This window comes from Streptomyces sp. NPDC037100 (genome assembly GCF_055606225.1).
Window position 1 is genome coordinate 1 of record NZ_JBVJSX010000012.1, and the last position, 24769, is coordinate 24769.

General features: G+C 70.4%; 17 protein-coding genes and 4 pseudogenes. 8 read left to right on the forward strand and 13 right to left on the reverse strand.

The window, feature by feature from the left end:
• Positions 1-40 precede the first annotated feature (40 nt).
• Positions 41-367 carry an AzlD domain-containing protein gene (locus ACZ7EG_RS31925; RefSeq protein WP_471086531.1) on the reverse strand — a complete coding sequence of 109 codons (327 nt, stop codon included), beginning with the start codon at positions 365-367 and terminating at the stop codon, positions 41-43.
• Positions 364-1176, reverse strand: a complete 813-nt coding sequence (locus tag ACZ7EG_RS31930) for an AzlC family ABC transporter permease (RefSeq protein ID WP_471086534.1) — start codon at positions 1174-1176, stop codon at positions 364-366. The genes ACZ7EG_RS31925 and ACZ7EG_RS31930 overlap by 4 nt, the downstream gene beginning before the upstream one ends.
• A gap of 429 nt (positions 1177-1605) precedes the next feature.
• On the opposite strand from ACZ7EG_RS31930, the gene ACZ7EG_RS31935 reads away from it, so the two are divergent.
• Together ACZ7EG_RS31935 and ACZ7EG_RS31940 are read left to right on the forward strand one after the other, a co-directional pair.
• Complete coding sequence (locus ACZ7EG_RS31935) at positions 1606-2076, forward strand: DUF2000 domain-containing protein (protein ID WP_471086536.1); 471 nt, start codon at positions 1606-1608, stop codon at positions 2074-2076.
• A 195-nt stretch (positions 2077-2271) separates the two neighbouring features.
• Positions 2272-2415, forward strand: a pseudogene (locus ACZ7EG_RS31940) (IS5/IS1182 family transposase); the annotation flags it as partial.
• Positions 2416-2530: 115 nt separating this feature from the next.
• Here the strand turns inward: ACZ7EG_RS31940 and ACZ7EG_RS31945 are convergent.
• From ACZ7EG_RS31945 to ACZ7EG_RS31955, 3 genes are all read right to left on the reverse strand, one after another.
• A complete protein-coding gene (locus ACZ7EG_RS31945; protein ID WP_471086539.1) occupies positions 2531-4288 on the reverse strand; it encodes a hypothetical protein in 1758 nt (585 codons plus the stop codon).
• A 409-nt stretch (positions 4289-4697) separates the two neighbouring features.
• Entirely contained in the window at positions 4698-7130 is a 2433-nt protein-coding gene (locus ACZ7EG_RS31950) for a SpoIIE family protein phosphatase (RefSeq protein ID WP_471086542.1), read from the reverse strand.
• Positions 7131-7405: 275 nt separating this feature from the next.
• Complete coding sequence (locus tag ACZ7EG_RS31955) at positions 7406-12622, reverse strand: family 43 glycosylhydrolase (protein WP_471086545.1); 5217 nt, start codon at positions 12620-12622, stop codon at positions 7406-7408.
• Positions 12623-12893: 271 nt separating this feature from the next.
• On the opposite strand from ACZ7EG_RS31955, the gene ACZ7EG_RS31960 reads away from it, so the two are divergent.
• A complete protein-coding gene (locus ACZ7EG_RS31960; protein ID WP_471086548.1) occupies positions 12894-14798 on the forward strand; it encodes an SMI1/KNR4 family protein in 1905 nt (634 codons plus the stop codon).
• Positions 14799-15045: 247 nt separating this feature from the next.
• The gene (locus ACZ7EG_RS31965; protein ID WP_471086551.1) at positions 15046-15261 is read left to right on the forward strand and encodes a hypothetical protein; all 216 of its coding nucleotides are present in this window, start codon (positions 15046-15048) and stop codon (positions 15259-15261) included.
• Positions 15262-15510: 249 nt separating this feature from the next.
• On the opposite strand, the gene ACZ7EG_RS31970 is transcribed toward ACZ7EG_RS31965, so the two are convergent.
• A complete protein-coding gene (locus tag ACZ7EG_RS31970) occupies positions 15511-16494 on the reverse strand; it encodes a BtrH N-terminal domain-containing protein (RefSeq protein WP_471086554.1) in 984 nt (327 codons plus the stop codon).
• Positions 16495-16545: 51 nt separating this feature from the next.
• Positions 16546-17304, reverse strand: coding sequence for a DNA alkylation repair protein (locus ACZ7EG_RS31975; protein WP_471086557.1), 759 nt, complete (start codon positions 17302-17304; stop codon positions 16546-16548).
• A gap of 234 nt (positions 17305-17538) precedes the next feature.
• On the opposite strand from ACZ7EG_RS31975, the pseudogene ACZ7EG_RS31980 reads away from it, so the two are divergent.
• Positions 17539-17586 (forward strand): annotated as a pseudogene (locus ACZ7EG_RS31980) (hypothetical protein); the annotation flags it as partial.
• 251 nt (positions 17587-17837) lie between these two features.
• Here ACZ7EG_RS31980 and ACZ7EG_RS31985 read toward each other — a convergent pair.
• The 3 genes and pseudogenes from ACZ7EG_RS31985 to ACZ7EG_RS31995 all read right to left on the reverse strand — a co-directional run.
• A pseudogene (locus tag ACZ7EG_RS31985) lies at positions 17838-17912 on the reverse strand (DUF5701 family protein); the annotation flags it as partial.
• 4 nt (positions 17913-17916) lie between these two features.
• Positions 17917-18954, reverse strand: a complete 1038-nt coding sequence (locus ACZ7EG_RS31990) for a helix-turn-helix domain-containing protein (protein ID WP_471086559.1) — start codon at positions 18952-18954, stop codon at positions 17917-17919.
• Between the two features lie 114 nt (positions 18955-19068).
• Positions 19069-19905, reverse strand: coding sequence for an alpha/beta fold hydrolase (locus tag ACZ7EG_RS31995; protein WP_471086562.1), 837 nt, complete (start codon positions 19903-19905; stop codon positions 19069-19071).
• Between the two features lie 181 nt (positions 19906-20086).
• Here ACZ7EG_RS31995 and ACZ7EG_RS32000 point away from each other — a divergent pair, with 181 nt between their 5' ends.
• Positions 20087-20308, forward strand: coding sequence for a hypothetical protein (locus ACZ7EG_RS32000; protein WP_471086564.1), 222 nt, complete (start codon positions 20087-20089; stop codon positions 20306-20308).
• A gap of 23 nt (positions 20309-20331) precedes the next feature.
• Here the strand turns inward: ACZ7EG_RS32000 and ACZ7EG_RS32005 are convergent, their stop codons facing one another.
• Positions 20332-20784 carry an Lrp/AsnC family transcriptional regulator gene (locus tag ACZ7EG_RS32005; protein WP_053674366.1) on the reverse strand — a complete coding sequence of 151 codons (453 nt, stop codon included), beginning with the start codon at positions 20782-20784 and terminating at the stop codon, positions 20332-20334.
• A gap of 111 nt (positions 20785-20895) precedes the next feature.
• On the opposite strand from ACZ7EG_RS32005, the gene ACZ7EG_RS32010 reads away from it, so the two are divergent.
• Both ACZ7EG_RS32010 and ACZ7EG_RS32015 read left to right on the forward strand, forming a co-directional pair.
• Positions 20896-21522 carry a LysE family translocator gene (locus ACZ7EG_RS32010; RefSeq protein ID WP_471086567.1) on the forward strand — a complete coding sequence of 209 codons (627 nt, stop codon included), beginning with the start codon at positions 20896-20898 and terminating at the stop codon, positions 21520-21522.
• Positions 21523-21681: 159 nt separating this feature from the next.
• A complete protein-coding gene (locus ACZ7EG_RS32015; RefSeq protein ID WP_471086570.1) occupies positions 21682-24078 on the forward strand; it encodes a SpoIIE family protein phosphatase in 2397 nt (798 codons plus the stop codon).
• A gap of 6 nt (positions 24079-24084) precedes the next feature.
• Here the strand turns inward: ACZ7EG_RS32015 and ACZ7EG_RS32020 are convergent, their stop codons facing one another.
• Both ACZ7EG_RS32020 and ACZ7EG_RS32025 read right to left on the reverse strand, forming a co-directional pair.
• Positions 24085-24252, reverse strand: coding sequence for an SDR family oxidoreductase (locus tag ACZ7EG_RS32020; RefSeq protein ID WP_471086573.1), 168 nt, complete (start codon positions 24250-24252; stop codon positions 24085-24087).
• 95 nt (positions 24253-24347) lie between these two features.
• Positions 24348-24689, reverse strand: a pseudogene (locus ACZ7EG_RS32025) (SDR family oxidoreductase); the annotation flags it as partial.
• Between the last annotated feature and the right edge of the window lie 80 nt (positions 24690-24769).

Genomic DNA, 24769 nt, shown 5'->3' on the forward strand with positions numbered 1-24769 from the left:
GGAAATCTGGCGCGGGAGACGGGGGAGGTCTCTCGGAGGATCAAAGGGGCTCTCCCAAACCACCCAGTTCCACCCCCCCACGCCTTGGGGGGTTGCCGCCCCCCCCCCCCCCCACGACCAGGAACGGCGCGCGCCGCCACACCGCCACACCCGCGACGGCAAGTCCCACAGCCCTTTCATCCAGGACCGGTTGCTGCTGGTCGACGAAGGTTTGCGTGGCGATGAGGGCCGCGAGCAGCGCAACGGGCACCACGTCCGCGACCCGTGCTACGGCCGGCCGGTCGAGCGCCCTCTCAGGGACCAGCAGTCCCGCCAGCTTGAGCGCGAAACACGCGGCCGTCGCGAGGAGGATCCAGGTCCAGCTCATGAGGCACCTCCGCGCCCGGCCACATGCTCCCCTGTGCCCGGCCCTTCCGCCGGGACACCCTCCACGGGTCCGCGTTCCGGCGCTTCGGCATCCATATTCCGGCCATCCTGCTGTCGGGGCTGCACCGTTGGCAGCAGCAGGACGCTCAGAGCCGTCAGCCCCGCGATCACCACGGGCAGGCCCGAGCCGACAAGCGGGGACACGGTCACGGCCACCAGTCCCGCGAGGACGAAGACGAACCGGCCCGCACGCTCACGCAGCTTCGGCGCCACCAGAGCCAGGAACGCGGCGGAGGAGGCCACATCGAGCCCGAGCACCTTGGGGTCGGCCAGTAGCGAGCCGGCGAGGGCACCGACCAGAGTGGACACGTTCCAGAACAGGAACACCACGGAGCCGGTGACCCAATAGGCGAAGCGACTCACCGAGCGCGCCTGCTTGGCTGTCGCCATGGCCGTGCTCTCGTCGCTCAGCAGATGAACAGCGGGCAGCAGGAGCCTCGCGCGCACATCCAGCACCGGCCGAAGGCTCACCCCGTAGAAGAGACTGCGCACTCCGAGCAGCGTCGCGGTTGCGGCCGCGGCAACGCCGCCGCCACCCGCCGCGAGCGTACCCACCAGGGCGAGTTGAGCGGAGCCTCCGTACAGCACGAGGGACAGGAACTGCGTCTGTCCGATGCTCAGGCCGCTGGAAACGGCCAGCGCCCCGTAGGACAGGCCATAGGCGCCGACGGCCAGGCCGACCCCGAGGGCATCGCACACAAGCCTCGCCTTCTCCTTGCGCGGCAGTCGGTCTTGCTCCTGGATCACCACGGGGAGCCCTTCCACGAGTCGCGATGGCGGGGCACCTCAGATCTTGAGGCCCCTTATGCGTCATGGATCTTACTCAGTATGACTATGATGTGTCATCGCAGTGCACTGACATGACAAATGATGGCGCGGACGACCGGCCGCCCGCACGACAGGTGCAGGAGATGAAGCACTACTTGGACCGCATCGAGGCCCTGCTGGGGCTCGGGGTACAACCTCGCGGGCCCGATCGAGGTCGCACAGACCGTGCGCGGGTCTCGGAAAGCCTGCCGGAACATCTTTCGAGAATCCGCCGAGTACGAACCGATCCAAGATGCCGTCATTCAAGGCCGCCCCGGATACCGCATGAACCCGGCGAAGGTTCAGCGGTTTCGCGGCCGCTCCTCGGGTTCACTTTCCACGCCCAACCAAGAAAGGACCGCAGCGTACGCCATGCTTGAGAACACTCGAATCGTAGGAACACCCGACGATGTCGACGCGGAATTCAAGTTCGTGGTGGCCCTCAAGGCCAAGCTCGACCCCGGCGTGGCCACGAACGCGGCGTCCCACCTCTGTCTCGGTCTGGTCGCGAAGGCAGCGGCCGAACGTCCCGAACTGCTCCCGCACATGTCGTTCCTCGACTTCCGAGATGCCGACGCGGGCACCCACGCGCCTGTCTCCGGACTCTCGCTCGTCGTACTCGAAGGCCGCCCCGCCTGGCTGCGTCGACTGCGCGGCGAAGCGTCCGCGGCCGGACTTCTGAGCACCGACTTCACCGGGCAGATGACCGGGGGCAGTTATGCCGACCAGCTCGAGCGCATGCGCCGGACACCGGAAAGCGAACTCGACTACTACGGCGTGTCCGTCTTCGGCCCGCGCGACACGGTCGACCCACTGACGAAGAAGTTCTCCCTGCTGCGCTGAGGGGCGTCCCGTAAAGCAGGGCCCGGCGGGAGGCCTCGCATCAGTTGGTACGGTTGTCCGTATTCGGGTGGCCTGGGCATTCAGCTGAGGGCTGGCGGACCGGTTCCGTGTTCGCGCCGGACTTCTGGACCTCACCTGTCGTTTGGGACGTACTCGTGGCAGAGATCAAGCATTTCGCCCGTGCCGTGCGCGAGGCACCGCAGGGTCCGCGCCCGCGTCGAGCACACCTTCGCCCGGATGAAGGGCTGGAAGATCCTCCGTGACGTCCGCCTCAAGGGCGACGGCGTCCACCACGCCATGCTCCGCATCACCCGCCTCCACAACCTTGCCCTTGCCGGACAGACCGAGGAGCCCCGGCCGCAGAGCTTCCTGACACTTCGATCATTGCGGGACAAGCCTTGGCCAGGGCCGGGGCCGGCTCACCCCGACCGGGACCCAGGCCTTCTCCACTCGGTCAGTCGGCGTCGGGTGTGTCAGTCGAATACTCGGTGAAGCGGGCAATGCTCTGCGGATTCAGCCGGTAGCCGGGGCGTCCCTGAATCACGGCGTCCTGGGCCATGTCGTAGTCCGCCACTTCGCTGAAGCGCTCCTGACAGGCACTACGGAAGCGACGTACCGTCTGGGCCAGTGCAGCGGAGGTTCGGTTCGTACGGTCCGACAGCTCGGCAGCGGAAAGGAAGGGGACAGCGGTTCCCTGCGCGATGCTTTCCGAGAAGTCCCGGCCCAGTACTCGGAGGGTGTCGATGAGCGGTTGCGGCGCGTTCTCGTGCACGGTGACTCCCTCCACCGACAGCAGCCGGCCGTAGAGCGTCACCTCGAGCCGGTCGGGCTGCGGCAGCTGCTCTTCGCCCAGGTCGAGGGAGAGAAACTCCGGCACGAGATGCCCGGCCCGGAGTCCGATGTAGCGGCTGAGCAGTTGGCGGCGCTCCGTACCGCGCGGTGCCTGCAGGTAGTCGGCCACGGCGCCCAGGACGTCCGGCAGGGTCGGCCGCAGATCCTGCAGATAGCGCGTGATCCAGTCCACCGACTCCCCCCTGCCGTGCAGCCGGGAGTGCAGTACGGCGGTGTCCAGCAGGACGAGGGAGGCGCAGCTGTGCAACTCGGCGTATTTCAGACGGTCATGCAGTGTCACAGCCGTGTCGATGAGCACGCGTGGCCGCACCCGGACGCGGTACGTGCGCAGCATCCGGTGCCACTGTTCGTACGCCGTGAGATGGACGTTCCACGTCCCCGGGGCCTCCAGGTACCTGTCGGCGAGGTGCCGGAACATCCTCGGGTAGGGCGACTGCTGATAGGTGCCCCAGCCGAAGGAGAAGGTGTCGAGCGCCGCGTCGAAGTCGCGCTGCACCCCGTACCGGCAGGCGGAGATGAGGAACTCGCTGGTGCGGACATAGCGCATGAGGAGTTCGCGGTCGCGCGCGGTCAGCTCGGTCGGGCGCAGGACCGATGACTCCACGAACGTGCTGTAGCCGCCGCTCTGCACGTCGCCCAGATGGAAGGCGAACGACCGTCCCGGCTCCGACGCGACGACCGGGTGCGCTTCGAGCACCTTTTCCACGTATGTTCGCTGCGCCTCGAGCTCGGCGTCGGCTTCTTCCTTACACCCGGCGAGCAGATGGGCGATGACGAGGTCCGTGTGAAGCCAGGACGCGTCCGCGTAGTAGCCGTACTTCCGGTAGCGCTCGAGCGAGTCCCTGAAGAGGGGCAGTGCTCGCTCCGGGTCGTTCTCGGCGGCGGCCTCCAGACCATCGCGCCACAACACGAAGGAAACACGGGAGAACGACTCGGTTTTCCCTTCGAGTCCAGCCTCTTCGGCGAGCCGGGCGAATGCGGTCGGGAACATGGAGTCGGTGTACTTCGCCCACCCCTGGCTGAGGTGGTCGGCCACCTCCATCAGCAGCTCGAACGATCGCTCGCGTACGGCGCGGTCGAGGAGTTCGATCAGCTCCCGGGTCCGCGGCAGGATCCTTCCGGTGTAGAAGAAGGAGGTGTTGACGTATTTGTCGGCCGTTGCCAGCAATACGGCCGCGGCCGATGTGCCGTTGTCCATGCGGGCACACAACTCACCGAGCAGCAGCAGGACCGCGACGTCGTGCTCGTTCGCCTGCCGCAGCTCGCCCGCGGGCACGTCCAGCACGTCCGTCATCACGACCTGGCGGCCGCCTGCGAGGTGCTCCTCGAGTGCCTGGTAGCGCTCGACTACGCTGCTCATCTCCGCTGTCCTGTCCGTTGCGTCGTCCATGCGCGGTGGCCTCCGGCTACCGGGTTCCCGTGACCTTCGCCAGAACGGTGACGGTTGTCGGTACGTCATGGAGGGGGTCACACCGGCTGTCTCGAGCACATCCGCCGCCGCCTGACGGTGCCTGCGAACCGGTCTCCAGGCCCCGCTGCCGCGCAGTTCAACGGGTGTCGTCCGCCGTGACACATTGCCGCCTTCAGGATGTCATCCTAGGTGAGTCCAATGACAGAGAGCGCATCGAATGGTGTCGAGACGTGTTCCCTGGCGGCACCAAGGGGGAGTTCCGGTCCTCACGCCCCGGCGAACGGCGGGTGAGTCACCGACGGCCGGGGTGTGACCCGCCGGACCAGGACCGTCGCGTCGAGACCCTCCCCTGAAGTCGTCAATCCGGCAGGGGCTGTTCGGCCCAGATCGTCTTGCCCTCCGCGGTGTGACGACTGCCCCAGCGCTCGGCGACCTGGGCGACGAGCAGCAGTCCGCGGCCGCCCTCGTCGAAGACCCGGGCGCGGCGCAGGAGCGGGGCGGTGCTGCTGCCGTCGGAGACCTCGCAGACGAGGACATCGGCGCGGATGAGGCGCAGCTCGATGGGAGCGTTGCCGTAACGGATCGCGTTGGTGACCAGCTCGCTGACGATCAGCTCCGTGGGGAACTCGAGCTCGGCCAGCCCCCAGGCGGCCAGTTGTTCGCTCGCCATCCGGCGGGCCCCGGCGACGGCCGCGGGATCCACGGGCAGCCGCGAGACGCGTACCCGGTCGGTGCCGAGACCACGGATCCGGGCCAGGAGCAGAACGATGTCGTCGGCGGCGGGCTCGGCCCGCACCTTGCGGAGCACCTCTTCGCAGGTTTCCTCCAGGCCGGCGGCCGGCCGCCGCAGCGCCTCGCTCAGCAGCTCCAGTCCGACGTCGATGTCGCGGCCGGGGGTCTCGACCAGGCCGTCGGTGTAGAAGGCCAGCAGGCTGCCCTCGCCCACGTCGATCCGGGCGGCCTCGAACGGCATGCCACCCAGGCCGAGCGGTGGCCCGGCGGGCAGGTCCAGGACGCGCGCGGTCCCGTCGGGGTCAACCAGGACGGGCGGCGGGTGCCCGGCCCGGGCCATGTCGCACCGGCCCGCGACGGGGTCGTAGACGGCATAGAGGCAGGTGGCCCCGACCTCTGCCGAGGTCCCCTCCCCCTGACCACGGGTGTCCGGGCCTTCGTCACGGTCGAGGCGGATGACCAGGTCGTCCAGGCGGGTGAGCAGCTCGTCGGGCGCGAAGTCGGCGTCGGCGAGCGTGCGGACCGCGGTGCGCAGGCGGCCCATCGCGGCCGAGGCGTGGACCCCTTGGCCCACGACGTCGCCCACCACCAGTGCGACCCGGCCCCCGGACAGTGCGATGACGTCGAACCAGTCGCCGCCGATCTCGTCCCCCGAGCCGGCGGGAAAGTAGCGGTGGGCGAGGTCCAGGGCCTGCGCTCGGGGCGGCCCGGGCGGCAGCAGGCTGCGCTGGAGAGTGATCGCGGTGTGACGCTCGCGGGTGTAACGGCGGGCGTTGTCGATGCTCACCGCCGCCCGTGCGGCGATCTCCTCGGCCAGGAGCAGGTCGTCCTCACCGAAGGGGTCCGCGGTGCGGTGCCTTACCAGGTGCATCACACCCAGGGTGACGCCTCGGGCGCGCAGCGGCACCATCATCACCGCGTGCATTCCGAACCTCCGCACGCTCTCGGCGCGGGCCGGGTGGGCCGTCGACCAGTCGCCCAGCAGCGGATCGCCCATCCGGTACACGGCGCCCCGGCCCGTGATCAGTGCCTGCGCGGGTGGCGAGCTGGGCGGGCAGATGTCGATCCCGCCCTCCGGGACCACGGATTCCGGGCATCCGGGCAGCACCGATCGTTGCGCGGTACGGCGGAAGACGACCTGTGTGCCGGGTGGTGTCGGTTGCGGCTCATGGCCCTGGGCGACCGCCTCCAGCAGGTCGACGGTGACGAAGTCGGCGAACCCGTCCACCGCCACCTCGGCCAGCTCCTCGGCCGTCCGCGTCACATCCAGGGTGCTGCCGATCCGCGCACTCGCGTCGTTGAGCACCACCAGGCGCCGCCGGGCCCAGTACTGCTCGGTGATGTCGATCACCAGGGCGGACATTCCCAGCGTCTCCCCCGCCCCGTTCTTCAGCGGGGACAGGAAGACCGACCAGGCGTGATCGCGGATCTCACCGGAGGCCCGGAAGGGCTGTTCCTCGCGGACGATCATCTCGCCGGTGCGCAGCACCTGCCGCTGCAGGCGGTCGATCTCGTCCAGGGGCGGGGTGGGGTAGATCTCCCATAGCGTCTTGCCCCTCATCTCGTCCGGGGTGAGCCCCATGGCACGGCTCATCACCTGGTTGCAGGTCACGAACCGCGCCTCACGGTCGTAGACGGCCACCGGCAGCGGAAGCTGCGCGAGCGTGAGGTCCCACAGCTCCGTCGGCTCCTCTTCGGTCGGCCCGCCGGGGTAGGTCACTGCCGCCGGGGTGACGACCCAGGCGGTCCTGCCGCGCGCGTCCGCCAGCGGGGTGCCCCGGAGCTGCGCCTTGACGCGGCCTCCGTCCCGCTTCCGCAGTCCCACGTCACTCGTCCACGGTTCGCCGGCGGCCAGGCGGCGCCGCATCGCCAGGGGCAGCCTCGCGGACAGCAGGTGGGCAGCCGGCCGTCCCACGACCTCCTCGGGCTCGTATCCGAGCAGCCGCCCGGCTCCCGCGCTCCACACCAGCACGGCACCGCGGGCGTCGATGACGACGGCGACGTCCTCGGGCGCCGCCACGCCCCCTTCTCCGATGTTCATGTCGGGTTCGTTGTCCATGGGGTGTCCCGACTTCGTTCCTGCCGCGCCCGGCACGGCCTGTGCCGCCCGTCACGGGCGGTGCCTTCAGCATCCCGCCGCTGCCCGCCTCGCTCAACCGGCGGCGCCGACTCCCGTCCGCGCCCCGGGCACGAACGAATGCCGGGCCTTCAAGGGGACCGGCCGGGCCCTGCCGGCGGCGAGGGTGCCTCGTGCGCCGGCAGCGGGGCCGGAGCGCAGCACAAGGGCGCCTGACCAGGTCGGATTCCTGTCACGCACCCTTGTCGCCGGCCGGCCTAGCGCCGGTGGTTTCCGACGGTGATGACCCCCTTCGTCCCGGCGCCGGTCTTGTTGTCGTAGAGGACGTCGCCGGTGGACTTCTTCCAGATCTTTATGCGGAGGGTGTCCGGGCCGTCGGTGGCCGTGACCCGGAAGGCGTAGCCGCTCTTGCCGCCGACCGTACCGGTGCCCTGGTAGACGGCCCGGGAGCCGTTCACCACGAGCCAGTCGGAGCCGGTCGAGCGGAAGGTGAACCGGGCGGAGCCGAGGACGAAGGTGGCCTTGCCGGTGGGGACAGTGGCTCCCTTGCGGTACTGGACGCCCAGGGTGAACGCCGCCTTGCCGGTCAGCCGCGGCTCGGCTGGGTAGGCGCCCGCCGGCGAGGTGATCGTGCCGGCGCCGGCAGCGGGCCCGGCGGCACGGTCGTAGACGATCAGCTCGGCGAGCGTGGTGGTGTCCGTGCCTTTGTCGTCGTCGGTGACCGTGATCACGGGCCGGTGGATGCCCGCGTCGTCGTAGACGTGTGCGGCGCGGCAGCCGGAGTCGGTGACCGTGCCGGCCGTCGGCCGGCCGCCGTCCTTCCAGTCGACCGTGCAGGTGTGGCGGTCGGCCGTGCCGGGGTCGTTGAAGGAGGCGGTGACGACGGCGGTCCTGCCCACCGGGACGGGCGAGCCGGGACCCTTGGCCGAGGTGATCGACGGGGCGGCGTTGGAGACCTTCACGGCCACGGTGTCGGTACCGCGTCCGCCGGTCAGGGTGGCCCGGAAGGTGCCGTCGTCGGTGCAGGTGAGGGTCGTCCGGGCCGCCGCCGGGTCCTTGACGGTGCACGGGGCGCCGTCCTGGACGGTCCACTCGGGGGTGCCGGCCCCGGAGACGGTACCGGCGAGCGTGATCGCCTCGCCCTCGGTGCCGGTGGTGTCCGGCCCGGCATGGACGACGGTGACCGGGTCGATGCCACCGAGGGTCGGGACGACCTTGTCGATCAAACCGTCGGGGCCGAACTCCAGCTTGTCGATGGTTGTTTCGCGGTGGGTGCCGTCTCCTGCGGGGATGGCGAAGCGGTGGTAGGCGATGTACCAGTCGTCGGTGTTCGGGACGTGGACGACGGAGTGGTGGCCCGGCCCCTTGATGCCCAGGGAGAGGTCCTTCTCCAGGATCACGCCCTGCTTGGTCCACGGGCCGGTGGGCGAGGGGCCGGTCGCGTAGGCGACGCGGTAGTTCTCGTCCCGGGTGTCGTTCTCCGACCACATGAAGTAGTAGGTGCCCTTGCGCTTGATGACGAAGGTGCCCTCGTTGTAGCCGCTCGGGGTGATGTCGCTGACCTGCGAGGTGTCGACGGACGTCATGTCGTCGCCGAGCGGGACGACGTAGGCGCGGCCGTTGCCCCAGTAGAGGTACCGCTTGCCGTCGTCGTCGGTGAAGACCGCCGGGTCGATCATCTGGCCCCGGAAGTCACCGGCCTTGAGCAGCGGTTTGCCCAGGGCGTCCTTGAACGGCCCGGTGGGCGAGTCGGACACGGCGACGCCGATGTTCGCGTCGGCGCAGAAGTAGAAGTAGTACTTCCCGTCCTTCTCCGTCATCGCCGGTGCCCAGGCCCGGCTGTCCGCCCAGCTGACGTCGGGTCCCAGGTCGAGGATGACACCGTGGTCCTTCCAGTGGACCAGGTCCGTGGAGGAGTAGGCCTTGAACTGCGTGCCGCTCCAGCCCTCGAAGCCGTCGGTCGTCGGGTAGATGTAGAAGGTGTCGCCGAAGCGCACGATGTTCGGGTCGGCGTTCAGACCCGGCAGGACCGGGGTCTTCATGATCAGCGCCGAGACCTTCCAGGTGCGCTTCTTGCCGTCGGACCCGGTGACCTCGTAGGTCACCGGCCGGGTGAAGTCGCGCACGCTGCCGGAGGCGGGGCTGATCGTGGCGCCCTCGGCGAGTGCGAACTCCGGTGCCAGAGCGGTGAGATCGGTGCCGGTCTTCATCGGCAGCGTGACCGTGCCGGCCGCGTTGTCGACGAGCGCGTCGACCTTGAGCGCCGGGTGCGTCGCCTTGGCGATGCCCGCCGTGTTGCCGCTGAGTTCCATGACCTCGGTGCCCGAGAGGGCACGGCCGTAGACGCGGAAGTCGTCGACCTCGCCGCCGAAGTAGGGGTCGGCCGCGTACAGGGAGCGGCCGATGTAGCCGCTGTAGTCCTTGGCCGCGTCGTACAACTCGGAGGGTTTGATGGTGGTCGTCGTGCGGGCCGCCTCGACGCCGTCGGCGTACAGGACCATCGTGCCGGTGGTGCCGTCCAGCGTCACCGTGACGTGCCGCCACTGGCCGGGGGTGAGCTGCGAGCCGGCCGTCAGCTTCGACTCCGCCGACCAACTCGCCTTCGTGATGGCCGAGTAGAGGCTGGAGCCGCCGTTGGACGGAGTGGCGAACAGGTATTTGTCGCTGTCGGGGCCGAGCCCGAACAGCCACTGGAAGCTGCTGCCGCCCTTCCACTTGGCGTACGTCGACACCGTCACGCTGCCGGAGTTCTTCAGCACGCAGTTGGGGATCTTCACGTACGGCGAGTCGGAGCCGCCGGACATCTCGAACGAGCCGCCGTCGACACCGGTGCCGAATGCGGGCGTACGCACATAGGTGCCGTGGTGGCCGTGCCCGCTGGAGTCACGCACGACGCTGCCGCCGGTCTCGTCGAAGTCGTAGTGCAGCAGCAGGTCGGCCGGGACGTCCGGCCCCTCGTCGGACACGGTGACCTCGGCCCGGACCGGGATCGCGGCGCCGCCCGGCAGGCTGCCGGTGACGGTGAAGGTGCCGGCCTGGGCGTACTTCGACGCCGGGACGTCCTCCCAGTCGACGGAGACGGGCCGCTTGGCGCCGTCGGCGTACTCGGCGATCACCGTGGCCGGCAGCACCGGCGCCCGGCCGATCGCGGTCTTCACGGAGACGTCCTCGACGTTCCGCACGACCTGGTCCGGCTGGTAGGCGCGCAGCAGCCGGTCGTACTCGGCCCGGGTCACCGGCAGCACGGTGCCGTGCCTGGGCTTGGCGGGCAGGTCGTAGCCGGTGGACGGGGTCCAGGTGCCGGAGTCGAGGTCGGTCGTCTCGAAGGGGAGGTAGCCGCGGCCGCCGAACTCGTCGAGGAACGCGTACCACTTCTCCTCGGTGTTGGACTTGAACACCAGCGGCCCCTCGGCGGCGTTCATCGCACCCTTGCCGATGCCCTCGGCGACGGGGGTCCAGGACGGGTTCAGGATCGAGTCGCTCTTCTCCTGGAAGATGAACTTGCTGTTGGGGGTGGAGGAGCTGTTGTTCCGCTCGTCCTTGGACAGGCGGTAGTACGTGCCGTCGTGGCGGATCATCGTGGAGTCGATGACCGAGTAACCGCGGTCGATCCAGGCCTTGGGCTCGCTGAAGGTGTGGAAGTCGCGGGTGGTGGCGTACATCATGCGGTTGTAGGTGTCGCCGGTGTGGTCGGCGTTGTCGTACAGCTTCGATGCCCAGAAGACGACGTACTCGCCGCGCTCGGCGTCGTAGAACGCCTCCGGCGCCCAGGTGTTGCCGGCGCTGTCGGGCGAGACCCTGACCAGGCGCTGGTTCGTCCAGTGCACCAGGTCGGTGGACTCCCAGACCATGATGGACTTGCTGCCGGTGCGCTGGGAGGCGTCCCAGTCGCCGTTGCCGTAGATCCTCAGGTCGGTGGCGATCTGGTAGAACTTGTCGCCCTCCGGGGAGCGGATGATGAACGGGTCGCGCAGGCCCTTCTCGCCGAGCGTGGAGGTGAGGACCGGCTTGCCGTCGTTCAGTTCACGCCAGTGCAGCGGGTCGTTGCCCTTGCTGAGGGCGGCGTAGAGCTGCTCGCCGTCCGAGGTGCCCTCGCCGGTGAAGTAGCTGAACATGTAGCCCTCGAGGGCCGCCTCGGCGGGGAGTTCGGGCACCTTGGCCGTCATGACCCGGGTCGCCTTCGCCTCGCCCTTGGTGACGGTGGCGGTCAGTTCGACGGTGGTGGCGCCGTCGCCGTGCGCGGGGCGGTGGACCTCGCCGCCTGCGGAGACGACGTCCGGCTTCGCGGAGGACCAGGTGACGGCCGTGCCGAGGGCACCGCTCCGGGGGAGGGTGAGGTTGCCGCGCGCGTCGTCGAGGTTGTGGACCGTGAGATCCTCGGCGGCCTGCCGGGTGGCGGCGGCGTCGTCGAGTGCGGGGCGGACCGTCACGTCGAAGGTCTTGGTGGCGGTCACCGTGCCCTTCTTCAGGGTCGCCGTGAGCGTGGCGCGGCCGTCCGGTGAGCCTGCCTCGGGGCGGGTCACCCTGCCCGTGCCGGACACCACGGCCGGGTTGTCGCTGTCCCAGGTGACGGCGGAGCCGCCGGCCGGCCCCGTCCTGGGCAGGTCCAGGTCGGACGTGACGCCGCTGATGTCACCGAGGCTGAGTGCCTCCTTGTCGGCGGCGACGCCCTGGGTGGCGACGGGGAGGGAGAGCTGTTCGATCTCCGTGCCGTCCAGGGCCCGGTCGTACACACGGAAGTCGCGGATCCGGCCCTTGAAGAGCTTGTCGCCGTCGTAGACGGACTTGCCGATGTGGTTGGCTCTGGTGATGCCGGACCCGATGGCCCCGGGCGTGGTGGTGACCGAGGTGTTGCGGCCGACCTCGACGCCGTCCTCGTAGAGCACACCCGTGGAGCCGCTCTGGGCGTATGTGACGTGCTTCCACACTCCGCGGGTCAGGTTGTGGGAGTCGGAGGGCCTGGTGGTCTGCTCGGTCGACCAGTTGCCCGTCGCGACGGAGGTGCGGAAGGAGTTTCCCGTGGTGAACAGGTAGCCGTTGCCGCTGCCCGCGCTGGTGTTGCCGAAGCCGTAGAGGAAGTAGGGCGTGCTCTGGGCGGAGTCGATCAGCACGTCCATGGAGACGGTGATCGAGTCCATGCCTTTCATGATGTCGTCCGGCACCTTGATGTAGGTGTCCGATCCGTTGAAGGCGAGCCCCTGACCGGATGTCGACCAGTCGGCGGTGCCGCTGACCGTGCCGTCGCGGCCGTTGCCGGAGGCGTCGCTCACGGTGGCGCCGGTGCCGGTGTCGAGCTTGTACCACAGAGCCAGCCCCGCGGTGAGGTCCGCCGCTTCGGGCGCCGGTGCCTCCGGGGCCGCCTGCGCGGAGACGGCGGGGCCGGCGAGGGCGAGCAGCATCGACGCGGCGGTCAGTCCGGCGAGGGGGCCCGCCCAACGTCTCGCGCGGCTGCGAAGTCGTGCGACGTGCGTCATGTCTTCTGGGGTCCTCTGCTGAGGCATGGCTGATGACGGACAGGGCGGAGCGTTGAGCGCGGAGATGACGAGGCGACGGCAACTCCTTTGCCGCGGGCCTGGTGTTACACGCAGGTGAACGCGTGTTGCGAGAGTCTCGGCCGACGGCCGGGGCAGCGTCAAGAGGTTCCGAACAATGTCCGACAGGTCGAACGGCTCGCCCGTCGGTACCCACCGTCGGCCGCGGCAGCCGGCGAGGCGTTGTCGGTGGCGGGTGGCAGCATCGGGTCCCATGACGGACACCACGGCATTCGACTGGCGGTCCTTCCTGCTCAGATGGAGTGGGGAGTGGGCGGATTCCCTGCCGGAGGACGAGACGCGGGGAGCGGAGGACGAGGCCGCGCGGCAGGCACGGTGGCTGGGGTTCCCACCCGCGTCCGAGGAGCGGATCGCGGCCATGGAGGAGCGCCTGGGCCGACGGATGCCCCCGTCGTACCGTGCGTTCCTCGCGGTCACCGACGGGTGGCGGCATGCGGGCGGGTTCGTGTGGCTGCTGGCGGGGACCGAGTCCGCGCACTGGCACGCCGACGCGTCCGGACTCGCGTACACGTTCGACGAGTATCTGGACGAGGACGCCGGGCCCGAGGAGCGGCGGGAGGCGGACATCTGGCGGCGCGGGCTGCAGCTCGATGTCGAGTCCGACGCCACCTATGTCCTCATGGATCCCGAGGACGTGGACGAGGACGGCGAGTGGGCCGTGTACACGTGGGCGAGCTGGCGTGCCATGCCGCCCGAGCGGCACGCCAGCTTCGCTGCCTTCATGCGGGACGTGTACCGGGAGTTCCACAGCCTGCGCTCGCACGGCGGCGCGGAGGAGCCGGTGTTCGTGAACGACACGACGCGCACGCTGGACGCGCAGGTGGAGGAGGCCCGGATCGAGGCGCTGCGGGGCGGCTGGGAGCGGGCCGTGACGGCGCTGGACGAGGCCAAGGAGTACGGCAGACCACGGGCCGCAGGACTGGGTGACCAGATACGCCGCCTGCTCGGGCAGACCTACATGGTCCACTTCGACGGCCTGGCGACGGATCAGCGGTATGCGTCCGAGCTGCTGCCTGCGCTGATCGCCGAGCACGCGGCGCACTCCTACCGGGACGATTCCAGCCTGACGTTCCATCTGCGGGGCGCCGACGAGGACTTGCTGGCACTGGCTCACGCGACGCTCGGTCAGATGCGCAACGGCACGTACCGGTACACGGCGGCCGGACCGTTCGGGGAGGCGGTCGAGCGGGCCCGGGAGTCGGCGCGGTGGGGAGACACCGACGGGGCGTGGCGGACACTGATCGACGCCATGCCCCTGTGGGAGCCGCTGGGACCGGATCACCTGGCACCCCTGGGCTGGGTGGCCGACCCCGTGCTCGGGCCGCTGCTGACCCCGGAGCGGGGCCGGGAGCTGCTGTCCACGCCGAGGGGCGGGCAGTCGGGTGAGGCACCGAGTCCATCGGCCGGGCTCGACCCGGGCGGTCTGACGTGGCTGGCGGAGCCCGACCCCGGCAACAACCGCACGTCCTACCGGTTCGTCCTGGTGGAAGGGGTGGAGCCGGAGGACGTGCCCGGACGTCTCGCAGACATCGACGGCGACGGCGACGGCAGCATGCTGAGCGCACCCATGACCTGTTGGGAGGCACGCCGGGCATGGCTGCGCGACCGCAGTGAGTTCTCCTCCTACGACGACAGGGCTCTCATGGCGGTCGGCCGGGCCGGTGCCGGCTGGAGCTTCGCCTTCGACGGAGATCCGGCCCCGTTCGACCGCCGGCGGTTCGTCTCCCCGGCCGCGTCCGCCGCCGCGGGAACCCGCGCCGTGGTGGTGTGGAGCGGCCTGCGGCCACGACACGGGGAACCGTTCTTCCACCTTTCGGTGGCGCGAGACGGCGCCGAGCAGTATTCCTTCACGTACGCGGACGGTGAGGTCCGGTCGAGCGGGCAGATACCGGCGGCGCTGGACCCGAGCAGGTTCTTCGGTGACCCGGAGGGCGGGGCCGGAGTGGAGCGGTCGCTGCTGGAGGCGGTGGCCGGGGAGTTCGGCGCCCGTCTGCCGCGCCACGCTCTGGTGAACGGACGGCTGCACACGTTCGTCACCCGTTCATGGACGCGACCGCCCGGGGACGGAGAGACGTACATGGTGATCCGGGTGGGCTGAGGAGACGCTTCCCCGGCAGCCGGCGAGCCGGGCGACCGCTGACCGGCGACCGGTCGAGAAGAGCGATCTGCTCTTCTCGACCGGTCGCCGCACGCGTTCGCCCTCACCTGCCCGAAGCGCCGGCGGGCCCGGCGCGGGTGGGCGAAGGGGCCAACGCGGTGTTCCCCGGCTGTGTCGAGCTGTCGGGTCGCAGCGGTTCGGCCATGCTGGGGCAGGTCGCGCCCCTCTCCACGACAAGGAGGCCCGTATGCCCACGGACCCGCTCGGACGATTCCTGGCAGCTCTGGACCCGAAGCACCGCCGAGCGGTCGGTGCCAGACCACGCCAGGAGCAGGAACGCCTCGCCGCGGCCTGGGAACGGGAACTGGAAGCGGACGACGAGCTCGACACCCTCGACGAACTGTCGCCGGCGGCGGCAGAGGCCGAGGCAGCCCGCCGCGTCCTGGAACGCGGGAGCGACTAGAGCGCACAGGTGCCGGGCATACGAGCGTCCGCTCGTCCGGGCCGGTACCGGCCTTCGGGGGAATCCCGGTCGGCTCCGCGGTCCGGCGGCCGGTTGGGTGGTACGGGCACGAGGTGTCGACGCCCTCCGATCCACCCTCATCAGTACGGCGCTCAGCGCCGGGAGCCGGCTGGTGGAGGTGCTGACCGTGCTCGCGCCGGCCCTGTTCACCGCGTTCCTCCACGAGACAACGAAGTGAGCGGCCAGGGCTCAGGCAGAGTCCGAGAGCCGCCGCATCAGGCGGAGTTCCTCCTCCGCGAGTTCATGCACCAGTGCCGACGCGCGCTCGACCGGGCGCCGGTCCCTGGTGGTTCCCGCCTCGCGGAGGAGTTCCGCCACACGAGTCCATTTCCTCGACACCGCGCGGTAGGCGTCCGAAAGGTCGTGGAACTCCCCCGCACCCGTGAGTTCGGCGGTCTCGGCGAGGAACTCCGCCCACAGGGTGCGGAAGAGACCGCCGCCGGTCCCGCCCTCCTCCATGATCGTGGAGATCTCGACGAGCGCCTCTTGCGGGGATTCGAGGTCGTCGATCCAGCCGGGCATGAGCTCGGCCGCTTTGTGCATGCCCTTGAACCCCAGATTGGAGATCGGTGGGTTCAGGAAGCTTTCCGCTGTGGCCCTGGCGGACCGGCGGGCGACCTCGCCGAGGTCGGGCAGCGGGCCCTGCGGAGGGGCGATGGTGAAGGAGAGGTTGCGTGAGCTCATCGGGCCCCGGGCGCTGCGCGCACGCGCCAGGGACGCACCGGAGGCCCACCGCAGCCCCAGCGGCCTGGTCTCCACGAGGGCGAACCGGTCGTCCTCGTAGCCGACGCAGGCGACGTAGTGGGCCGCGAACCGGTAGTCGTCCGTGGAGTAGTCGAGGTCGTAGCGGTCGAGCTTGAGACCGACCACAGTCCCCGAGTCGAGCTCCTGGAGCAGTTGTTCACGGGCCCGCTTTTCCGAGGAGGTCTCCCTGACGGTCAGTCGAAGACCGAGCGCTTCGGTGAGATGGGCGGTCAGTCGATCCGGCTTGATCCGGCCACCGAGGAACGGCGTCGGCATCTGCCTGGTACGCCAGTAGGTGAAGGACAGACCTCTGCCGAGGCCGAAGACGAGCGACTCCGACAAGTCGATCTCGTGTTGCCGGAGAAGGTTGACCAGGGATGTCGATTCGCAATGATGACCGACGTACGGCTGCGCTTCCAGGAGTAACACGACTCACTTCTCCCTTTGTGAACAATTGTCGTCGCATACCGGCGGCCGGCTTCACCTGTGGGCCTTCTTGCCCAGCGCCATCAGGGAAGCCCGCGTTTCCGGATCCATCTTCTCGATCGCGTACCGGAAGGTATCGCGGGCCATTCGGGTGTGCCACGTGCGCAGGAATGCGGCCACTTCGTCCTGATGGACCTCGGCGGTGACCTTGAGCAGCCAGCCGCAGCCCTTCTGCACGTACACGTCCTCGTCGTGCATGAGCCGGATGCAGTTGTCGAAGACGTGCGACAGGGGAAGTTCGAACACCGTCCGCCCCACGGCTCTCCGGACGAACTTCACGACGGCCACATTCGCGGCGCGTCTCGCCCAGGGCGACCGGGACGCGACCCAGCGCCGTGTCTGCGGGATCCGGTCGAGGTGCCCGCGGAAGAACGGGTACAGCAGCTTCAGGCACAGGTCGTCGCACTGCGCCCAGTTGGAGACATACGTTTCGAGCCAGTACTCACAGCGGTCGAGGAGTTCGTCGCCCAGCCCTGCCCTCGCGACCTTGTGCAGCAGCGCGAAACCCAGCAGGACCTCCTCGTGGTGCGAGGAGCGTGACAGCACCTCTTCCGCCAGGGCCAGGCGCGTCGCCGGGGGGATGTCCGGCCGCTCACGGAAGTAGTCGGCGGCGACCTCGGCGACGGAGGCGTTGCTCACCCCCAGGGCACGGATCTCCTGCGGGAAGTACCGCTGCGTTCCGGCCGCGAAGTCCGCGTCGCCCCGCGCTGCCAGGGACGCCAGGAGGTCCCCGGCGGCGGCTGCCACGTCCATTGCCTCGATCCCTCCGTCACCTCGTCCCCTCCATCCTCTCGACCCGGAGTGAGGGAGACAGGAGTCCCGGGCGAGGGTGGGCATCCCTCGGCCGCGTGACCGCCGGTCGTCCCCGTATCATCGCGCGGTGGGCACCGGGGTGGGGATCACGGCGCCGTTCGGCCGGTTGCTGCGTCCGTCGCGTTACGGCAGAGTCGCCGGCTGACGATCGAGGAACTGGCCGAGGCGTCGGGTATCTCGGGGCGGGCCATCGGCGACATGGAGCGGGGCCGGAGCCGGCGTCCGCACCGGGGCACCGTCACCGCGCTCGCCCAGGGCCTGGACCTGGACGAGGCGGCGCACGCCGGCCTCCTCGCCGCCGCCCGCGCGGCCCGGCCCGGGAGCGAGGCGGCGCACGCCGGCCTCCTCGCCGCCGCCCGCGCGGCCCGGCCCGGGGCCCGGCCCGCCGAGCCGGTCAGGGCCTCGCCCGACACGCTGCCGAGAGGCGTGCGGGACGCGGTGACGGGCCGCAGCCGCACTGACGGGCCGCAGCCCCTGCGGCCCGTCACCGAGGCGAAACCCAGCCAGGTGTGCCGGTTGTTCCGCCAGCACCAGCCGATCTTGGGGGCGCATTCATGGGCACCGAACCGGTCCGCCAACCGGTCCGCCGGGACGTTCCCGCTCCGCCGCGTCCGGCGACCGGTCACCTTCCCCTGCGCCGGACAGGCCGTGAAGCTGCCACTCTCGGGGCGTCGTCCCGTAGGCCGCGCGGAAAGCACGGCTGAAGTGGCTGGGGCTCGTGAAGCCCCAGCGCCTGGCGACGGCCGCGACCCCGTGCCCCGGGGCCGGGGCGCGCAGAAGATCGCGGCGGCACCGCTCCAGCCGCTGCGTCCGGATCCACTCCCCCACCGTCACGCCCTCCGCCTGGAACAGCTTGTGCAGGTAGCGGACCGACATGAAGTGCGCCGCGGCGATCCCGGGCGGTGCCAGGCCGGGATCGGCGAGGTGGCGCGAGATGTGGTCCTTGACGCGCACGAGGGTGGCCGCGGCGGTCTCCGGTGCCTGGGGGACGAAGTGGCCACTCCGCTCGTTGATCAGCAGCGCCAGCAGGTCGAGCGCCGTGGCGGCGAACTGGCGGCCGGCGAGGGCGTCGAGATGCGCCGCTTCGCGTGCCAGACGCGCGAAGTAGGTCCCCACCAGGGCGGCGCTGCCCTCCCGGGCGGAGAACGCCGTGGCGGTCAGCGCCCGCAGATCCTCGTCACGCACCCGGAGATCCTCCCGGGGGAAGTGGAAGGAGGTGAAGCAGAACGCGTTCTGCACCTTCTTCCGGAACATCCGGGAGGAGTCGGAGAGGGAGAAGTCGCCCGGCCCGATGCGGGCCTCCCGCCCGTCCTGCTCCTTGAGGGCGCTGCCCCGCCGCTGCAGGGTGAGGATGAGGAACTCCTTGCCGTCCTGGGCGATCAGCCGCCTGCTGCGGGTCACGACCTGCGGGCCCGCCTGCACCTGCGAAACCCCTAAGGCACCCAGCCGGTGGCTGACGATGCTGCCGGGCGACGGATCGTCCTCGAGGAGCCGCACATCGAGCGGGATGAAGGTCCGGGACACCGCGTGGTGCCAGCACTCCTCCCGGTCGGCTGCCGGCAGTGATGCGGTGGACAGGACGACGGACACCTGGATTCCCCCCTGGACGTCATCAAAGGCCGGCGGGCGGGACCCGCTGCCGGCCTTGACGATGTCACCATGCCGCCCCGGGGCGGTGCAGGAAGAATCGGAGGAAGAGTCCGATCACTTGGCCAGGAAAGCGAGCAGCGCCGAGTTGACCTCCTCCGCATGGGTCCAGAGCAGGCCGTGCGGTGCGCCCTCGATCTCCACGTAGTCCGCGGCCGGAAGGGCCCTGTGGAACGGGCGCGCGGTCCCCTCCACGGGCAGGATGCGGTCGCCCGTGCCGTGCAGGATCAGGGCCGGCACGTCGATCGCCGGGATGTCGGCGCGGAAGTCGGTGTACCAGGTCGCGGGCGCGGCGGACGCGGCGAAGAAGCCGCCGCCCGCGGCGACGTCCCAGCTGTGCCGGACGGCCTCCTCGCTGATCCGCGTGCCGAGGTTCTCGTCGAGGTTGTAGAAGTCCTTGTAGAAGTCCGTGTAGTAGGCGTAGCGGTCGGCCTTCACCGCGGCGACTACGCCGTCGAAGAACTCCTTCGGAGCGACGCCTTCCGGGTTGTCGTCGGACTTGAGCAGGCAGGGCTCCAGGGAGGCGAGGAAGGCGACCTTGGCGACCCGGTCCGTGCCGTAGCGGGACACGTACCGGGCGACCTCGCCGGTGCCCATCGAGAACCCGACGAGGACGGCGTCCCGCAGGTCGAGGGTCTCCATCACGGTGTTCAGGTCGGCCGCGAAGGTGTCGTAGTCGTAGCCGGTGGTCGGCTGGTCGGACTGGCCGAAACCGCGCCGGTCGTAGGTGATCACGCGGTAGCCGGCGTCGAGCAGGACGGCGCTCTGCCGCTCCCAGGAGTGCCCGTCGAGCGGGAAACCGTGGATGAGGACGACCGGCTGACCGGAACCGTGGTCCTCGTAGTACAGGTCGATGGCGGTGGAGTTCTCCTGGCCCACGGTGATGTAGGGCATGTGCTGCTTCCTCGTTTCCGGGCGGCTGGTGCAAGGGACATGGTCACGCTAGGCCGGGCGCGGACGCTCCAATTGCCTGACAGCGCACCGGTGGTTGACCTGGAGCGCACACGCGGGCCGTGCACCATGACCGGGTGCCCTTCGGTTCCCGGCGTGACACCATCGGCGCATGGAAGGGTTGATGACACCTGGTCAGATGTCCGTCCGTACGTCCCGCGCCCTCGCCGCCGCCGTCGGTGCGGGGAGGGACAAGGACGTCCTGCGGGTCGTCAACGCGGTGGGCATGTCCCGCGCGGTGGCCTGTCTCGCGCTCGCGCCGCAGTTGCCGCTGCTGGTCGACGCGCTGGGGCCGGCCGTCGAGCGGTGGCGGTCGATGCCGTTCGCCGGAGGGTTGGCCGGCTGAGGTCGGCGGCCCGCTGGGGTCTCTCACCCGGGCAGCGGGCGGTCGTCGACGACGTGCTTCATGACGAGGGTGGAGTTGAGGCGCTGGACGCCCGGGAGCCGGGCGAGCTGCTGGTCGTAGAGCTGCTGGAAGGCGGTCAGGTCGGTGGCGGCGACGCGCAGGAGGTAGTCGGGGTCGCCGAACAGGCGCTGGGCCTGGAGCACGTGCGGGACGGCGGCCACCGCCTCTTCGAACGCGGAGACCGTGTCGGCGTCCTCCAGGCGCATGGTGACGAAGACGAGGGCTTCGAAGTTCAGGCCCACGGCGGCCGGATCCACCACCGCGCGATAGCCGCGGATCGCACCGTCGCGTTCGAGATCGCGCAGCCTGCGGTGGCAGGGCGAGACGCTCAGTTGCACGCGCGCCGCCAGCTCGGTGACCGTGAGACGGCCGTCCAGCTGCAGCTCGGTGAGAATTTTTCGATCCATGGCATCCATGGAGAAGATTTTGCCTCAGATACCGCGATCAAGGAGAAAAGAAAGGAACACTTTCGGGCAGATCCGGCCTAGCCTTCCTCTCGCACCACAGCACGTGAGAGGGAACGATCGATGGACACGACCACGCTGGCGGCCTTCCTGGCAGTGGATCTCCTGCTGGTGTTCACCCCCGGCGCGGACTGGGCCTACGCGATCACTGCCGGTCTGCGGGACCGGTCGGTGGTGCCGGCCGTCGCCGGGCTGGTCGCCGGATACGCGGGCTACACACTGCTCGCCGTGGCGGGACTGGTGGTGATCGTGGCGAGTTCGGGGACGCTGCTCACCGCGCTGACCATGGCCGGGGCCGGCTATCTGGTGTGGCTCGGCTGGGGGGTGCTGCGGCAGCCCGCGGCCCTGACGGCCGGCGCGGAGGAACCTGGCGCCGAGGGGTCCTCCCGTGCGCGGGTCCTGCTCAGGGGGATCGGGATCAGCGGCCTCAACCCCAAGGCCCTGCTGCTCTACTTCTCCCTGTTCCCGCAGTTCATCGACCCCGCGGGTGCCTGGCCGGTCGCGGGCCAGACCGGCCTGCTCGGCTCGCTGCACATGACCGCCTGCGCCGTCGTCTACCTCACCGTCGGAGTCCTCGCCCGCACCGTCCTGGGCACCAGGCCCTCCGCGGCCCGGGCGGTGACCCGGGTGTCCGGCGCGATGATGATCGCCATCGGCGGGTTCCTGCTGGTGGAACGCCTGGCCGGCTGAGCGGACCGGGCGGCCCCCGCCGGGCGGAAGGGGCGCGGGGCGATCTGGACGTACGTGCTGGTCACAGTGGCGCCTCCCGGCAGACGAGCCTCAGCGAGCCGGTAGCGGGACAATCGGTGCAGGGACCGAGTAGGCAGGTGCGGTACATCCGGAGGCACCGTGCAGGGACGCGTACCGGAGGACTTGGCGGTCGTCGTCGACGCCGGCGGGGTGATCATGGTGTGGAGCGACGGTGCCCGCCGCCTGCTCGGGCACGAACCCGCCGAACTCGTGGGCAGGCCCGTCACCGACCTGCTCAGCACTGACCTCCCCGAGTCCACGCGGCGGCACGTGGCCGAGGGCCGGCCGTGGTCCGGCGAGGTGGCGCTGCGGCACCAGGACGGCGACCGGGTCGTGGTCCGGCTGCGGGGGACACCGTTGCGGGACGCGGAGGGCCGGCGGCTCTGGCTCGTGACCGGCACCGTACCGGCGTGCCCGCGGGCCGCGCACGGGCCCCTGCCCCTGTGGGACCTCACGCTCGCCCAGCTCCCCGTGCCGGTGGCGGTCTACGACCGGGATGCCCGGCTGGTCGGCGCCAACGACATCATGACGGAGGTGATGGGCAGGTCCGAGGAGGAGATGAAGGGCCTGACCCTGTGGGAGATCGAGCCGAACCCGCCCTTCGACACCTATGAACGCCTTCAGCGGGAGGTTCTGCGCACCGGCGAGATGATCTTCCACGAGGAGCACGCCAAGGCCCCGGGCGAGATCCGGCCGCACGCGTGGTCCATGTTCCTGTCACCGCTGAAGGACGAGACCGGCACGGTCCAGGGCGTGTCGGCCACCGTCTTCGACACCACGGAGCAGTCCTGGGCCCGACGGCGGCTGGCGGTGATCAACGAGGCGAGTCTGCGGATCGGGAACACCCTGGACGTGACCCGCACGGCTGAGGAGATGGCCGAGGTGACCGTCACCGCGGGGTTCGCGGACTTCGTCACCGTGGATCTGCTGGAATCCGTGGCCCGGGGTGACGAGCCCGGGCCGTTGCCGCCGGACACGCCGGTCACGCTGCGCCGCAGCGCGCAGCGGTCGGTACTGGAAGGCTGCCCGGAGTCGGTGGTGGCGCCGGGCGGCGCGATCCGCTACCCGGTGGGGACGCTTCCGCTGCGGACCCTGGCCGCCGAGCGGGGCGCGCGGCACCGGCCGGGGGATCCGGATCTCCTCGCGTGGCTCGAGTCCTCCCCCGCCCGGGCCGAGACCGTCTCCCGGTACCTGATCCACTCGGTGATGATGGTGCCGCTGCGCGCCCGGGGCGTGACCCTGGGCATGGTGCACTTCCTGCGCCACCGAACCCCTGAAGCGTTCAGTGAGGACGACCTCCTGCTCGCGGAGGACATCGTCGCCCGGGCCGCGGTGAGCGTGGACAACGCCCGTCGCTACACGCGGGAGCGCCGCACGGCGCTGACGCTCCAGCGCAGCCTGCTGCCCGAGCGGCTCCCGGAGCTGGCGGCGATGGACATCGCCTACCGCTATCTGCCGACCGGGTCCGGTGCGGACATCGGAGGCGACTGGTTCGACGTGATCCCGCTGTCCGGCGCCCGCGTGGCCCTGGTGGTGGGCGACGTGGTCGGCCACGGCATCCACGCGTCGGCCACGATGGGCCGCCTGCGGACCGCGGTACGCACGCTCGCCGACGTCGATCTCGCCCCCGACGAGCTGCTCACCCAGCTGGACGACCTCGTCATCCGGCTCGACCGGGAGGAGGGCCCGCAGGTGCGCGGGGCGGAGGAGACGCCGGGGCAGGTCGGCGCCACCTGCCTGTACGCCGTGTACGACCCGGTGTCCCGCCGCTGCACCATGGCCCGTGCCGGGCATCCGCCGCCCGCGCTGGTCACGCCCGGCGGCGGCGCACGGTTCCTGGACCTGCCGGCCGGGCCGCCGCTGGGCGTGGGCGGCCTGCCGTTCGAGGCCTCCGAGATCCAGCTGGAGGAGAACAGCCTGCTCGCCCTCTACACCGACGGTCTGCTCGAGGCGCCCGGGCACGACATCGAGGTCGGTACCGCCCTGCTGCGCCAGGCGCTGAGCAGCCCCGTGGACGCGTTGGAGGAGACCTGCGAGCAGGTGCTGCGCACGCTGCTGACCGGCCGGCCCGACGACGACATCGTGCTGATGCTGGCGCGGACGACTTCGCTGGACGCCGGGAAGGTCCGCACCTGGCAGCTGCCACCGGACCCTGCGGCCGTGGCCCGGGCGCGCAAGATGGCGGGTGAGCAGCTGGCCGAATGGGGGCTCACCGAGGCGGAGTTCGCCACCGAACTGATCGTGAGCGAGCTGGTCACCAACGCGCTGCGGTACGGCGGCGCCCCCATCGAGCTGCGGCTGATCCGCGACGCGACCCTCATCTGCGAGGTGTCCGACGGCAGCAGCACCGCGCCGCATCTGCGCCGGGCCCGGGTCTTCGACGAGGGCGGGCGGGGGCTGCTGCTCGTCGCCCAGCTCGCCGAGCGGTGGGGCAGCCGCCAGACGGCCACGGGCAAGACCATCTGGGCGGAACAGCCCCTGCCCGCCGGGGTGTGAGCCGGGCTACCGCGTGTCGACGATGCCGCCGGTCACCGCGATGACCTCGCCGACGGTGTAGCTGGAGTCGGCGTCGGAGGCGAGGCAGACGTACGTCGGCGCGATCTCCTCGGGCTGGGCCGCGCGTCCCAGCGGGGCCTCGCTGCCGATGTGGGCGAGCACGTCCGGCGGCATGTGCGGATCCGCCTCGTTGAGGGGTGTCCAGGTCGGCCGTTGACCCGCACCCCGCGCTTGGCCAGGTGCACGGCGACGGACTTGGTCAGCGTGATCAGCGCGGCCCTGGACGCCGCGTAGTCGATCATCGTGGTGCTGCCCTTGAGGGCCTCCTCGGTCGCGGTGGCGATGACCGCGTCGCCCGGCCCCAGATGCGGCAGGGCGGCCATGAGCAGGTGGAAGTACGCGTAGACGTTCGTCTTGAACGTCAGGTCGAAGTCCTCCGCGGTCAACTGCTCCAGTTCCAGTTTGCTGTTGAGGTAGGCCGCGTTGCTCACCAGGATGTTCAGGCCCCCGAGTTCCGCCACCGTCCGTTCGACGGCCGCTCGGCAGAACTCCGGGTCGGTGAGGTCGCCGGGCAGCAGCAGACAGCACGTTCCCACCCCAGCGGCAGGCATGTCCCTTGTCGTCCGGAAGGGGCGCGGTGTCCGGAGCGGAATGCCGCAAGGCACGAGGGGTACTCCGACGATCTTGCAAG

Excerpts from the sequence above, each read along its gene's own strand:
- ACZ7EG_RS31925 (WP_471086531.1), bottom strand. The coding sequence starts at position 367 with ATGAGCTGGACCTGGATCCTCCTCGCGACGGCCGCGTGTTTCGCGCTC.
- ACZ7EG_RS31935 (WP_471086536.1), top strand. The coding sequence starts at position 1,606 with ATGCTTGAGAACACTCGAATCGTAGGAACACCCGACGATGTCGACGCG.
- ACZ7EG_RS31945 (WP_471086539.1), bottom strand. The coding sequence starts at position 4,288 with ATGAGCAGCGTAGTCGAGCGCTACCAGGCACTCGAGGAGCACCTCGCA.
- ACZ7EG_RS31950 (WP_471086542.1), bottom strand. The coding sequence starts at position 7,130 with ATGGACAACGAACCCGACATGAACATCGGAGAAGGGGGCGTGGCGGCG.
- ACZ7EG_RS31955 (WP_471086545.1), bottom strand. The coding sequence starts at position 12,622 with ATGACGCACGTCGCACGACTTCGCAGCCGCGCGAGACGTTGGGCGGGC.
- ACZ7EG_RS31960 (WP_471086548.1), top strand. The coding sequence starts at position 12,894 with ATGACGGACACCACGGCATTCGACTGGCGGTCCTTCCTGCTCAGATGG.
- ACZ7EG_RS31965 (WP_471086551.1), top strand. The coding sequence starts at position 15,046 with ATGCCCACGGACCCGCTCGGACGATTCCTGGCAGCTCTGGACCCGAAG.
- ACZ7EG_RS31975 (WP_471086557.1), bottom strand. The coding sequence starts at position 17,304 with ATGGACGTGGCAGCCGCCGCCGGGGACCTCCTGGCGTCCCTGGCAGCG.
- ACZ7EG_RS31995 (WP_471086562.1), bottom strand. The coding sequence starts at position 19,905 with ATGCCCTACATCACCGTGGGCCAGGAGAACTCCACCGCCATCGACCTG.
- ACZ7EG_RS32000 (WP_471086564.1), top strand. The coding sequence starts at position 20,087 with ATGACACCTGGTCAGATGTCCGTCCGTACGTCCCGCGCCCTCGCCGCC.
- ACZ7EG_RS32005 (WP_053674366.1), bottom strand. The coding sequence starts at position 20,784 with ATGGATGCCATGGATCGAAAAATTCTCACCGAGCTGCAGCTGGACGGC.
- ACZ7EG_RS32010 (WP_471086567.1), top strand. The coding sequence starts at position 20,896 with ATGGACACGACCACGCTGGCGGCCTTCCTGGCAGTGGATCTCCTGCTG.
- ACZ7EG_RS32020 (WP_471086573.1), bottom strand. The coding sequence starts at position 24,252 with ATGCCGCCGGACGTGCTCGCCCACATCGGCAGCGAGGCCCCGCTGGGA.